The organism is Citrobacter sp. EC_71, from assembly GCF_019584005.1.
Classification (GTDB): Bacteria; Pseudomonadota; Gammaproteobacteria; order Enterobacterales; family Enterobacteriaceae; genus Citrobacter; species Citrobacter werkmanii.
Map to the genome: position 1 here is coordinate 118,685 of NZ_VDAY01000013.1, position 13,978 is coordinate 132,662.

The 13,978-nt window shown below is 45.5% G+C and carries 4 protein-coding genes; all 4 read right to left on the reverse strand.

Annotated features, from left to right (window positions below; translation table 11 throughout):
• Positions 1 to 51: 51 nt before the first annotated feature.
• Genes FHD02_RS15505 through FHD02_RS15520 form a run of 4 tightly spaced genes read right to left on the reverse strand, consistent with a single transcriptional unit; the run spans position 52 to position 13,974 of the window.
• The gene (locus FHD02_RS15505; protein WP_220394070.1) at positions 52 to 8,634 is read right to left on the reverse strand and encodes a hemagglutinin repeat-containing protein; all 8,583 of its coding nucleotides are present in this window, start codon (positions 8,632 to 8,634) and stop codon (positions 52 to 54) included.
• Positions 8,635 to 8,647: 13 nt separating this feature from the next.
• Positions 8,648 to 10,381, reverse strand: coding sequence for a ShlB/FhaC/HecB family hemolysin secretion/activation protein (locus tag FHD02_RS15510; protein WP_137360724.1), 1,734 nt, complete (start codon positions 10,379 to 10,381; stop codon positions 8,648 to 8,650).
• 18 nt (positions 10,382 to 10,399) lie between these two features.
• Positions 10,400 to 11,404 carry a fimbrial protein gene (locus tag FHD02_RS15515; RefSeq protein WP_137371093.1) on the reverse strand — a complete coding sequence of 335 codons (1,005 nt, stop codon included), beginning with the start codon at positions 11,402 to 11,404 and terminating at the stop codon, positions 10,400 to 10,402.
• Complete coding sequence (locus FHD02_RS15520; RefSeq protein WP_220394071.1) at positions 11,401 to 13,974, reverse strand: fimbria/pilus outer membrane usher protein; 2,574 nt, start codon at positions 13,972 to 13,974, stop codon at positions 11,401 to 11,403. Before FHD02_RS15520 ends, FHD02_RS15515 begins: the two co-directional genes overlap by 4 nt.
• Positions 13,975 to 13,978 lie beyond the last annotated feature (4 nt).

Here is a 13,978-nt window from a genome sequence, read left to right on the forward strand (position 1 = left end):
GGCTTTTTTACATTTTTCGCGTGGTTAATGCGAAAGAAGGGAGATTAAATATCAGACAAAATCTGAATCTTTAAACTCGACGGTGACTGTGGCGTAGATATTGATGGGTGTATCAGATAGCAGTTGCTTCCAGTTGCCACGCTGAATCATGGCCCCGTTCAGCGTTTTATGCTCAGGTGTTTTTGGCATATCCATACCCGATTTCCCGGTAGCAGAACCCGGCGAAAGCGTCGGTGTTTGACCACTGGTGTTGCTGGAAGGGGTTATACCATTCGTCATATCACCATTCCATTGTCGATGCGCCGGGTTGTTTGGCATATCCATACCCGATTTCCCGGTAGCAGAACCCGGCGAAAGTGTCGGTGTTTGACCACTGGTGTTGCTGGAAGGCATAACACCATTAGTCTGATCGCTATCTGTAGTGACATGTTTTGGCGTTTTTGGCATATCCATACCCGATTTCCCGGTAGCAGAACCCGGCGAAAGCGTCGGTGTTTGACCACTGGTATTGCTGGAAGGGGTTATACCATTCGTCATATCACCATTCCATTTTCGATGCGCCGGGTTGTTTGGCATATTCATACCCGATTTACCCGTTGCCGACCCTGGAGACAGAACTGGATAGTTGGTATTAGGCACGGCCCATTTTTTCGCCGGAGCGGGCTTGCTGTCAGTTGTTCTTGTAGCGTCAGTCACATCAGCTGTTTTTGTACTATCCGCCGCTTTCGGCTTCGGCACGATATCGCTGGCAGTGGACGGTTTCACCGCCGGAACATCTTCACTGTGTGCTGTTTCAGACGGAGTTGAATCTTTAACCGTCGTGCTGTCGGTTGCTTTTGGCGTTGGCGTCAGAGCATCCGCACTGGGTGGTTTCACCGCCGGAACATCTTCACTGTGTGCTGTTTCAGACGGAGTTGAATCTTTAACCGTCGTGCTGTCGGTTGCTTTTGGCGTTGGCGTCAGAGCATCCGCACTGGGTGGTTTCACCGCCGGAACATCTTCACTGTGTGCTGTTTCAGACGGAGTTGAATTTTTAACCGTCGTGCTGTCGGTTGCTTTTGGCGTTGGCATCAGAGCATCCACACTGGATGGTTTCACCGCCGGAACCGCTTCGCTGCTTGCGGTTTCAGAATGTGTTTTATCTGTTACTGTAGCATCGTTCGCTTTTTTACTGTGTGTGTCAGCTTTATTTCTGGTGGTCGCTGGGCTCTCAACAGCATCGTTGCCTTTTTTCTTCAGACCAGGATCGCCAATGGTGAACGAAATGTTGTTCCCGGCTTCTTTTTCATCGCGGGTGACGACCGACATATTTTCTTTGTCGGTATTCACATTGCCATTAACGGCATTGCTGGTGGTATTATCCACCGCAATGGTTGATTTCTGCGTCTCGTTGTAGTGGATTTCATCAACAGTATCGACATACAGGTTAGCCGTTGGGATGAAACCATCGACGCCAAACCCAAGACCCGCGCCGCCGTATGTGCCATCTTGCTCAATGTGATCCTCCAGATCTTTTACATTGATATTACCCGCAACATCCACCGCGCCTGTTCCATCTCCAGAAACCAGATGAGAACCTTCCATATTCAGGTCGCCACCTGTTTTCACGTTCAATTCGCCAGTGGTGCTGATGCTAGATTGTTTCGCTGTAGTGGCTGAGTCGTAGCTTTCAGAACCACCGCCGCCATTTGCAGCAACCGAAGGCAGAACGCCACCTGCTGTCGAGATCCCTACACCGACCGATGCACCCCAGTTAGCATTGCTGGCCTCTGTGTGGGCAGTATCTTGTACTGAGTTAATGATAAGGTCGCCGCCAACGTTGACGTCGGTTTTATCGGCAGCGATATTGGCACCGGACATGGTCATATCACCACCGGCGTTAATTTTCACATTGGCGCCTTCGATTGAGCTATTGGTATAGCTGGTACTATTACCTGAGCCATTGTCTTTACTGCCATTATAACCAAACGACACACCTGCGCTGGCACTGTTGGTATCCACGCCGGCATCTAAGGTCAAACCGGCCTGATGCGTGGTTGATTCCGTACTGTAAGATGACGTGGCCTGAGCGGCGTTAATATCGACATTGCCACCGGCGTTAATCGCCACATCATCGGCTTTAATATCGACGCCATTCAGCGTGGTATCATTTTTCGAGTTAATTTTTACATTACCAGCATTGATATTGGAGATATTTTCCGATGAAGAGGAACTGGTTGCACTGTTAGTCGTGGTCTTCACGCCGATAGAAACCGAACCACCCGCCAGGTCGTTAAACAATACGTTAGAGACATCGCCCAGTACTTCTGCTGTGGTGGTTCCACCGTTGATATCTTGACCATCCTGTGCTTTTTCAGCCAGGTTGCCGAACTTATCAATAGAGTCGGCAATGGTGCTGTGTGCTTCGCCGGAAATGCCCATAAAGGATTCTTTATGGGATTCCGATGTTTTGGTTTCGTTGAGATACTTGGTGCTGGTCACTTCTTCTGCAGAAATACTGAGATCGTTGCCTGCGCTCAGATCCGCTCCACCGATATCTGCGGTTTTACCTGACTCAATGGAACCGGAATCAGTAAAGTTAATCGCAGCATTGGTGTTGGTCTTCGTTTGAGTGGTTGTAGTATCGGTGGTGGTTTCCATGCCGATCCTGAAGTTCGCGGAATCTCCCATTGCGGCTCGACCAGGACGCCCACCCGATGACTCTGACTCCCCTTGAGAACCGCCGCTGGTGTAATCACCTGAAGTTGTCGAGGTCGAGGTACCATCATTTACACCATACCCAGCTTCGACTGTTTGACCACCACCACTGGCAGATGCTTCAGCAATGAACTGACGTGAAGTCGTGCTCTTTTCTTCCACCGAGACATCTTCGGAGGTCTTTATTGTGACGTTGTTATCTGCTTTGATACTGCCTGTTTCAGCAGTGTAGGTGCCGCCTTCCATAACGACATCGTTGCTGGCTTCGATGGACATATTACCGCCCGCCGACACATTCGAACCAATGGCAGTACCTGTTGCACTTTTGGTGTCGACCGTTTTATAACTGCCTGCACCCGTAATATCACTGTCGATAGTACGGCTAGATTCAACCTGATGAAGGTCGTTGAAGGTGACGTCGCCGTCGGTGGCCTGCAGTGTGATATCGCTACCTGCAGTAATATCCGAAGCGTTAGAAGTGATGGATTTTGCTTTCATGGCGACAGAACCGCCTGCCGTTACGCCATCATCATTAGCATGGATTTGCTGAGAACCATCTTCGTTACGACCTACACTTGCGGTCATCGTGATGTCGCCGTTTTCAGCTGACATGGCAATATCGCCATCAGCTTTAATTGCCGCACCAGAGCTGTTGATATCACCCTCAGTTGTCGTCATGGTGATATCACCGCCAGAGGATATCCCGGAGTCCATGCCATTGCTGACGTTGTTAATATCTCCTTGTGATACCAGCGTCATGTCACCACCGGATTGGATAGAACCATTCATATTGTTGATTGCGTCTGCATCGACATCAACATTATTGCCAGCACTGATTGCTGCTGATCCGCTGGTAACTTCACCCGTTTCAATTTGCTTGAGCGTTTCCGGGCAGAGATAAACAACCGGCACCATCACTTCGACCCCGTTTACGCTCTGGCTGACGTACCAGACAATATCCTGATCCAGATTCGCTTTTTGCTCGTCGGTCAATGGTTGACCCACGACCAGCCCCAGCTCACTGTCTGTTGCCGCAACCCCTGCATTATTCATCAGGTCCTGTACCAGAGCATCACCTTCCAGGCCATCCCTCACGGAGAAGAAGCTGCCTACGGCGCTGCTGACTTCACGACGAATGAGTTCAGAGGTGAAGTAGTTGTCACCGATAACATTGACTGGCGTGGTCGGGTTATATCCTACCTGCTCAAAAAAGTATTCAGAGCCAGTGAATTTACTCTGGTCGAGCATGTCTGGACGTGTTTCAAATATTGGCACAATATTGTTGCTTGGGCCTGAGTATTCGGTTCCATTTTTCTCGGCCTCAGAGGCTTTTTTGAAGTCTGTGGACAGTTCAAACATGCCGGGAATTGAAATTAGGTCTTTGATCGTAGGTAATGGGCTAATTCCCATTTTTAACTCTTCAACGTTCTGGGTATTAACATGAATGTCATATCCAGCGATGACGGTGTCAACGTTATACTCACCAACATCAACGTTAGTAACTTCCGCACCTTGATTTATTACCCCTGCATTTGCAATACCATTATTAATGGTCCCGCCATTTTGGGTGAAATTATGTCCGGCAGTAATTTCACCTTTTTCTAGCGGTACAAAATAAATCATGTCATCTTTCAATGTAGCATCATTGTTGCCACTAATGGTTGCCCAGGTATCCCTGAGAGTATCAAAGCTTTGAGTAGACCAGGTTTCACCGAACACTTTGTTCATAATACTTTTTAGCTGAGTAGAATTATTTGAAGCATCAACTAGTGCATAATAGGAACGCTCTTTCTGTGGGGAATCGCTGCCACTTTTGGACGCAGCTGAACCATTGCCGAAGATGAAATCAAAGTATTGATATAGTGAGTTAAATTCCCATTCTGTACCGTGTTTTCCTTTGATGACCCCCCATGAATAGTCAATGGTGATTGGCGTTGCTAAGGTAATATTCAGATAATCATAAATAGACTCTGAGGTGTATTTAGGCGAGTTGTAGATATTACCCGTAATGGTGATATCATTACCAGCCTGAATTAATCCACCTTCGTTTGTAACATCATGGTCCTCGTAAATGTCTCGCTGATTAATGTTAATATTCCCACCTGCACTGATTTCAGCAAGTTTATCTAATGTGATGTCAGAAACCAAAACTGGAATATGGAATGTTGTCTCAATATCAATTTTTGTGGTTACATGGTCAATGGTGTGATATTCCCCTGAGGCGTCTTGGGTTTGAGTCTGTGTGACATCACCACCTGTATAGGTACTTTCATTTTTGATGGTTTTAGCATCAATGTTAATATCTTTTTCTGCGCGTATAATTCCCGCGTAGTTCCAAATTTCCTGGGCTATGATAGATATATCGCCCATACTGAGAACGTTACCTAGCATATTATTAGTAAACTTACCATTTCGGGCTTCAAGGCTCATATCCCCCATTGACCACAATAACTTGTTTTCGTTATTAATGATATCTCCGGCATTGATATTAAGATTGCCTGCAGTGATAATTGATTCATTATTTGTGAAAGTCTTATTTGCATCAATGCTGAGATCGCCAATGGCTTCTATGTTGGCATTGTTGGTAAACTCACCCTGCGTTGAAATATTAAGAGATTTTCCGGCACGGATATCATTGTTGTAATCATCAAGGTAAATACTGTCGACGACGTCAAGCGCCAGCGTCAGTGCAGACTCAAGAACACCACTGTTATTATCGAGGTGTGTTAGTGCCAGGGTTAATGCACTCTCTGCACTGATCGTACCGCTACTGTTGTTATTTAATGTATCACTAATGATGGCAATGTCGTTACCACCGATCAGTGCACCGTTCGTGTTGTTTGTATTTTTTGCGGTGATTGTTGTCTTATTATTACCAACCAGTACGGAACTATCACTATTATTCAGCATGTCGCTGGCATTGATTGTCAGGTTCGCGTCTGAGGAAACAATTACGGCCTGCTGAGTGTTATTGATTGTGGCAGCATTAATGTTGATGTCGCCACCAGCGACAATGGTTGATACATCCTGACCGCCGTTAGCTGATGGCATTGTGCCGCTGTTATTAAGCGTGTCGGTGTTGATCTCTACTTTACCTTCCTGAGCCTGAATAACGCCTGCTGCCGTGTTGGCGACGATGCCGATGGCGTTGAGGACCGTATTCATTCCGGCTGTGATGACTGCGTGATCGGTGTTAAGTAGCGAGTCAACATCCTGAAGAGTAAGATTCCCCAATGCGATGAGGAGATGATCATTACCCTGGTTAATCAGTGAGCGAAGGTTACTGATAATTAAATCGGTACCAGCTTGTACAATGCCTTCATTTTTAAATAAATTACCGTTCGAAAGGGAGACTTTTCCTTCACTGATAACATAGGCGCTGTTGTTAAATGTGGTGATGTTATCTAACTGAATATCGCCCGCAGAAGAGAGGAGGGATTCTTCGGCGTTAGTTAGGGTTTCTACCTGCTTAATATCAAGCAGCGTATTTGATTGGATTGCAGAGCCCCCGAGGTTATTTAGTGTAGTGATATTTGAAATCTGGGTTGCACCCTCGCTATAAAGGCTGGCGCCACTGCTGTTGGTCAATGTCCCAATATTATCCAGCGCAAGGTGGCCATCAGACATGATCAGGGCACTATTGTTATTGAGAATATCAATATTGGATAGCGAAAGATTATCACTGGCATACAGCGTCCCGCCAGCAGTGTTGCTTAGTGTCCCAATATCAGCCAGATTGATATTTCCTGCCTGAATTGTCGCACTGTCATTGCTCAGCGTTTCGAGGTTTCGTAATGTTAAATCCCCTGTGGCTAAAATAGCGGCATCGCCTGAGTTTGTCAGTGATGTAAGGCCATCAACGGTGACAGAGGCTCCTTGGATCCAACCACCACCATCGTTTTGCAGCGTGCCGCCCGCTTCGGTTTGGATGTTCAGTGCACCTTCTGCGATAATTTCCCCTGCTGCAGAGTTGTTCACCTGCTTGCTGACGGCGAGGGCGATTTCGCCTGCACTACTCAACTGCCCCCCGTTATTACTTAGTTTTGCGGTCTTAATTTGTAACTGTGTTTTGGCATTCATACTGCCAGTGTTGGTGAGTTCAGCATTGCTATCAGATTGTATGATTCCGATATTGCGACCTTCAATTTTGCCACTGTTTTTAACCGACTTTCCTTTCACTGATAAGGTAACGTCTTTTTTATTACTGACAATATTACCGTTGTTGTCGACATTGCCGTCTATGGCTAGTAGTAAAGATGCGTCATCGCCACTGATATTACCACTGTTGTTGAGGTTACCGGCGACAGCGATATTTATGTCACCGCTGCTGGTGCCGATATTACCTTTATTGTTGAGTGCGCTTGCCCGCATGACCAGTTGTTTATCAGCAAACAAGCGACCATTATTTTCAAGGGTCGAAACCGTTAGTGTCTGATTACCTGATGTATAAAGGATGCCATTATTTTTCATTGAGCCAGAAGTAAGGGTGATATCACCACTGGCGTTAATGGAACCACTGTTTTCGAAAACGTCAGTCAGATTGATCTGCAGCGTACCTTTTTTCGCCATGATCACGCCGCTATTATTGCTCATGCTTTTTGCAGTGACTGCGATGTCACCACTATGGCTGACGACTTCTGCATCAGAAACAATGCTGCTGAATGCCGTTTCTTTACCATTGACCAGCACGACAAAATCACCGTTCTTCAGAGTAACTACGCCGCCACTGATGGTATTACCATTAGCATCCAGGGCTTTTAGTGAGCCGGTGAGGGTATATTCTCCTGCTACATTGATTTGAATGGAGGGGACGGAAGTCTTGCTGGTGCTTTCCGTAATTAATGCGGCTGCATTCTGTACCAGAGAGGAGGCGTCAATACGAATAGTCCCTGAATGTGAAAGCAGGTCGTTACTGACCGTCGCTCCCGCCAAGGCATTAATAATGATATTACCTTGCGCTTCAGTACCACCTTTGCCGCTACTGTCTTTATTCAACGTAACATTGTTGCCTGCCAGCATAATGGCCTTATCGCTGTGCAGGGTTGTTAGAGACAGGTCGCCATTAGCGTTAATTTCGATATCATTACTGGCGATAATGCCACCAGCATGGCGAACCCCCGCTCCAGACTCTGTACTGATAAGCTGGATCCTTCCACCATACATTGAACCTAATGTGCTGCCGTCAATTGCTACGGTTGGGGTATTATTATCACCAGTGCTGCGTGCAGTGTAGCTACGTTTCTCCAGGTCATAATCATTTGTGCCCGCGAGGATTTTTATATCTGCAGTTCCGGAGATTTCACCTTGTAGCTGTGCACTCCGGCTGACAACATCGAAATAACTCAGACCGTCAGTAGACACGCCCTGACCGGTAATGGCGATGTTCCCTTTATCAACGGCCAACATATAGTCACCATCATCTTTCATCTGCACCTTACCGGTACTCAACGTCAGACTGTTGGCATTGATTGTTGTTGCACCGTTAACGCTAATTCCGTTTTCATTAGCGACGATAATATCGGCCTTTTTACCAAATACCTCCATTGTCCCATTGATATATGACGCTTGCGCACCAGTAACTTCACTGATAATTGCACTGGCCTCTTGCTGTAATTGGGCATTTTTAATGGCATAACCACCAATTTTGGTGACGCCATCCTGTTTACTGTTGTTAAATACCATACCCTGCTGATCAACATTGAACTGATCGAATTTGTTCAGTGAAATGCCTTTTGCATTTGGGTTGGTTATATTGACCATCGGCGTACCGTTGGCCGTTTGCCCCATTGTCGGACCATTAACTTGTCGGGAGTCGGGGGTTGTTGCTGCCTCCGCGTTCAGTGATAATATTCCTGCCAACGATAAATAGATCGGGCGTAAGTGTTTGTGTAGTGTCTTTGCAGTTATTTTTTGTTTCGACGCGTTTTTGTTTTTCATATATTTCCCTTAATTAGAAACTTGCTTCTAATTTGTAATAAACAACGGTGTTGTCGATAGTGTTTCCATCCATTGAATCTGGTTTTTTGACGGGCCAGCCAGCAGTAACAGATGATGAGAAAAATCTTCCGGAGGCTTTAATCCCGACAGCTGCGCCCATCATGAATTGGCTATTGCAGGTATTAACGCCTGTAGGACAGTTATCTTTGGCAAAACCAAAGTCATAACCTAAATACGGCGTCAGTTGATAAACACTGGCGAAATTAATAGTGAGTGGAAGATTGAGCGTATTTGCTATCCATGCGCCACTATCCACCATAAGTGAATCATCTTTAAAACCACGCACCGTGTATTCATCCCCGAGCGTCATTTTATAGTCACTTACCAGCGTGTCAGGCGTATACTGGAAACCCATATTCAGCTCGTAATTAGCGCCTAATCTACCTGTCTGGAACAACGGACGAGACCAACTGACAATACCGTTGTAGGTAACATAATTGACATCAAATCCGTTCAGGTCTGCGTCATCTTTCCAGGCGGCACCAAACCACGGTGTTCCGACGGCAAATCCCATATCGCCATAAAACCAACCGCCCATTAACGAGCCCACATAGGTCAGGCCGGAGGATAACGCTGTATAACTTTTGGAGCTGACGTCAATCTGTTGACCAACAATACCGTTGTAGTTGTCGCGCTTTTCCAGCTTGACCCAAGCGCTGGTTTTCCCGGTCGCATTACGTGAGAGCATTTTATTAATACGAAATGAGGTACGTTCAGAATGACCGTCGCTGTCATAGCCACCATAGTAGCCGCCAATCATCTTGTCATAGCTGGATTTATAATATGAAAAATCAAATCCCCAGTACCCAAGTGGGATACTATAACTGAGAGAAAGTGAATCCTGATTATCGTCATTATTATTCAGGTTATTCCATGAGTAATAACCATTGAAAATATCATTCAACCCAGCAATATTTTTTAAGGTGGCACTGCCATAGTACTGTTGCCATCCATCAGCTTTGTTTCCTGAGTTATTGATCCCTGTCGACATTGATAACGGAAACTCAGGCTGAGTTAGCAGGTTTAAGTTTGAACTGGCGTTGACGACGGAAGGTTCGACATGAATGGTATCGCGACTGGATACGCGAACCAAATTCTCAATAGCCTGGTCTATATCCTCCATGTTGAGCACTTTGCCCTTGGCAAAAGGGTAGGCGGCAAACAAGCGAGTGCTTTCGCGAAAGCTTGGATCATTGCCATTGACTTTGAAATCGTTAATCTTTCCCCATAATACTCGTAGGGTGAGCTTGCCCTGTTTTATGTTACCAGGCTCTATGCTGACAAGTGTTGTGGCATAACCGCGAGAAATATAAAAATTAGTAAGTTCTTTGACTAAATTAAATATTTCAGATTTTCCTAGTTCTTTACCAGTATAGCTCTCGATTAATGCCTGGCGGATAGGGGAACCCTCAAAGCGATTATCATCAAGGATATTGATTTCTTCTATTTTGAACTTCCATGACGAGTCGTTACCATCCACGATAAACTTTTCATTATTGCGTAATGAACGCTGTTGCTGTAACAGCATTTCAGTACGTTTAGCATCCTCGATTAATACCTGGCTGTTTTGTCTTTCAAGACGATCAAGTTCTTGCTTATTTTGCTGTATCGGTGGTAAATCAATAGCATAAGCCGAGGAGATAAAAGGAATCACAAAGAATAATTTTTTATAATGATTAGTAAGCATGTTGTTCTCTGAAGTATATTATTTGATAGTCATTGTATATTGAACTGCGCCAACGACGCTGCCTGCGCCTAAACCTGATTTCCGATCCACACTTGCGGGTACATATATCTGTGCGGTATATGTTTTCATTAGTGAAGTCGTTATGTCGTAGGTGAATGTTTTATTTAGCGATAATGCATTCTCGACATAGCCATTTTTCTCAAATAACTTAATAGAGAAATTTTTTGCATAGTCGTCACCTTGTTCTACGCCAATTACGCCGGTTCCGGCCCCGAAAGGAGGAGATATAGTTGAACTAAATGTTAGCGTTACGCTGCTTGCTGTTGGGCACGTCATGGTAATAGTAAATTCTTTTTTCTCGCCTTGTGCTGTTGCGCTATTTTGGAAATCAGCAAGGCTGTATGATCCCAGATCAAGACTGTTGGTCGAAGGGAAAATTGAACAGGAGCGCGTTAAAACCTTTATTGCAGCAGCGAAGTTGATTGTCATGATCCGTAATTTATCACCAATATTATTGGTTGGTATTACGTTCGCTGTAGCTATCTCTCCTGCGGGAATGTAGCTTTCTCCCTGATTTAATGTGCCTGTTTGTACAAATTCAATGAGAACACTACTGCCAGTGATTGAGCATCCGGAACTGCACTGTGTTGATATGCCTGAATTACCTGGGATCCAATTGCCAGATGTTCCAGTTACTGGCCATTTAATACGAATCCCGATGCCCTGAATTTCTGTTGCATAAACTTTATCAATAGATGTTGCCAGATATTCACGACTAAACTCTGAATGCCAGTTAGTTTGAATACCCTGGTCACAGGTATATTTCAGATCGGGCATGCTGTAACTCTTTGACCATAATACTGTGCCTGCACTTCCCTTATCTGCAGGGTTTAAAGTAATATTGTCAGGAATAGTTAAAATTGACTCTGCAGTATTGAGCTTGCAGGAAGTTGCATTGACTACAGGGCTTATCAATAATGTAATAAAGCTGATGGATAAAATTAGCTGGATTATTTTCCTCATTTCATTTCCCCTGGATTAAGACATGGAATGATCAAAGCATTGATTTCACCCTTGGATTCTTCTGGTTGATCTGCTGCGGTGAATTGATAGTTCACGGTGCACTGTTTATTCTGTTTGTTTTTCTTCCATTTAATTGTAAAGGTATTATCGCCCTCATCTAATACAACCATCGCCAGACCACCTTGCCCAACCATGCCGATATTCTTGATATCTTTGTCATTAATAGATGCTCCGAATGGTATGGATTCAGTGGTGCTGCTTTTAAAATAAACCAATGTTTGTTTGTTGCGCTGTGTTTGCATTTTTATCAACACAGCAGCACCTGCACGAGGGACTATTTTACGGTGTGCATCTTCAATATCGACGCTCATTGCCGTACCTTTTGGATCAAGATAGACATCGTTATATTTGTAAGGGGATAGATAACTAACAATTCCGTAACCGTTTTTCTTAATAACTGCTCTGGAATCTGGGTAGACGTGTGAGCCTTCTGCACCTTTTGCTTCAATAATACCGATAGTGTCGCTTAATGACGGTGTAAAGTTAATTCCGCCCTGATGCACAACCAGGCCACCGCTCATATTTATTCCACCCATGAATGAATCTCGTGATTGACTATACGTCATACCCGTTGTTGCACTCTCACCTGTCCAGGAGAGGTTCATACCAAAATTAGTCTCAGGACGATTGGATTGACTGAAATAGCCGCCAAAACCGAATTGTGAATATTCTCCTGCTGAACCGTTCAGAGCCGTGCGGAAGTTCGCCTCATCGCTGTTGTAGCTAAAGTTGGCCGTCAGGCGGGCTTTTTTCTCGTAACTGCGCCCGAAGGGAATGGAGACGTTAAGATAAAGAGTGTCCTCGTGACCGCCTTCGTCATTATTGGTTCGACCATACGAGATACCCCAACTGGTACTGCCAATCTGGTTGTTATAACCCAAAGTGAAGTTGGAACGATCGTTTTGGGAGCGCTCGCTGTTCCAGACGTTGCCCACAAAACCACTGATATAAAAACTTCCCCACCCGTCAGGGAGGACCTGATTAATATTAGCTTCTACTCTTTCACGAAAACGTTCTGGATAATCGTCTTGTTGTCCTGTTTCAATGGCTTTTTTAAGACTGACTGCATCAGCCAGAGAGTAGTAGTTTTGACTGGAATAGCGGTAGCCAATGAGGCTGAAATTCGTGCCAGTCTCAGCCAGATTTCTGGAGAGGCTGACGCGCAGGCTCATATTGCAGAACTGACCACAATTTTCTGCCTTTGGCATATTGTCAAAATGGGTGAATGAACGAGTGACGTCCAACCCAAGTGCACCTATGGGGGTGTTCACGGCAAAACCGCCCATCAGTGCAGCATAGTCGCCATCAAAGGCATTTTGCCCCCCAATATAGCCGGTAAGATTGTTCATGATGCCGTACTGAAATGTCCCTTCCAGCAGTGTAGGGTCGTCTCTCAGGTCGGAATTGCGAATTTCGCCACCCGCGAGTGAATAGCGCGAATACCCTTCGCGAAGCAACTGCGGTACACTGGAGTAGGGAACGGTGAACGAAGTTTGCTTACCATTGGTCTCTTTTACCGTGACTTCCAGATCGCCGTTATAACCTGTTGCATAGAGGTCACTGATGGCGAACTCACCTGGCGGAACGACCTGTTCATAGATGACATTGCCAGACTGCTTAATCGTGACGGTGGCATTGCTGTTTGCCATACCACGAACGATGGGGGCATAACTGCGAACAGAATCAGGCAACATGCGGTCGTCTGTCGCCAAACGAATACCGCGAATTCCAGTGGTATCAAAAAAATCCCCCGTGGTACTGAGATCGCCAAGGGTGATTTGAGACTGTAAAGGCGCGATCCCCCGCTCAGCGTAGGCTTGAATATGCTGGAAATCATCCGCTTGACCGTTGTTACCTGAATGAGCACTGTCATACGTGGTAAAACGCCATGATCCTAAACTTAAAGACGTCAACAGGTTGCCATAACCGTAATTGGTATTTTCTTGTTGTGGTTCGCGGTAATGCGTACTGGATGCGCTCAAAGAATAAGCGGCCATTAATGCGGGAACACCGTCGTCCCACAATTCTGGACTGATGTAACCTACGGGTGTATTGAGGAGCATGGCCTGCGGGATGGTGACGTCAAGTTGTTCATCTTCCTGGTTATAGCTGACCGTCGCACCGGGGATTAATTCAGGAAGAATCAGACAAGATTGTGTCTGCCAGTTTTTGGGAAGCTTATCTGTATCGACGTCAAATCGAATGATCATTTCTGGCGTCATACAGGCGTTTACGCCTTGGGCATTTTTAGCGGCAATGAAACGAACAGGCCAGGTGTCGATTTTTTTTAGATTGTTATAGACTTCAAGTCTATATTCTCCGGGAATGATTTTTTCTACGCCATCAAATTGTGACAGATCGGTGCCATTATCGTAGAAATGCATGAACCCCTGAGAAAAAGAGATATTCTTTTTCTCATTGGCAGCATAAATATCCGAGGTATAGAGAAGCAGGCTTGCGCACTGCAAAATGACCAGCCGTTTAAGTCGGCGACTGTCCTTGACAATCATTATT

What these genes read in the sequence shown, in the direction of transcription:
- FHD02_RS15505 (WP_220394070.1), bottom strand. Translation starts at nt 8,634, where the DNA reads ATGAAAAACAAAAACGCGTCGAAACAAAAAATAACTGCAAAGACACTA.
- FHD02_RS15510 (WP_137360724.1), bottom strand. Translation starts at nt 10,381, where the DNA reads ATGCTTACTAATCATTATAAAAAATTATTCTTTGTGATTCCTTTTATC.
- FHD02_RS15520 (WP_220394071.1), bottom strand. Translation starts at nt 13,974, where the DNA reads ATGATTGTCAAGGACAGTCGCCGACTTAAACGGCTGGTCATTTTGCAG.
- FHD02_RS15515 (WP_137371093.1), bottom strand. Translation starts at nt 11,404, where the DNA reads ATGAGGAAAATAATCCAGCTAATTTTATCCATCAGCTTTATTACATTA.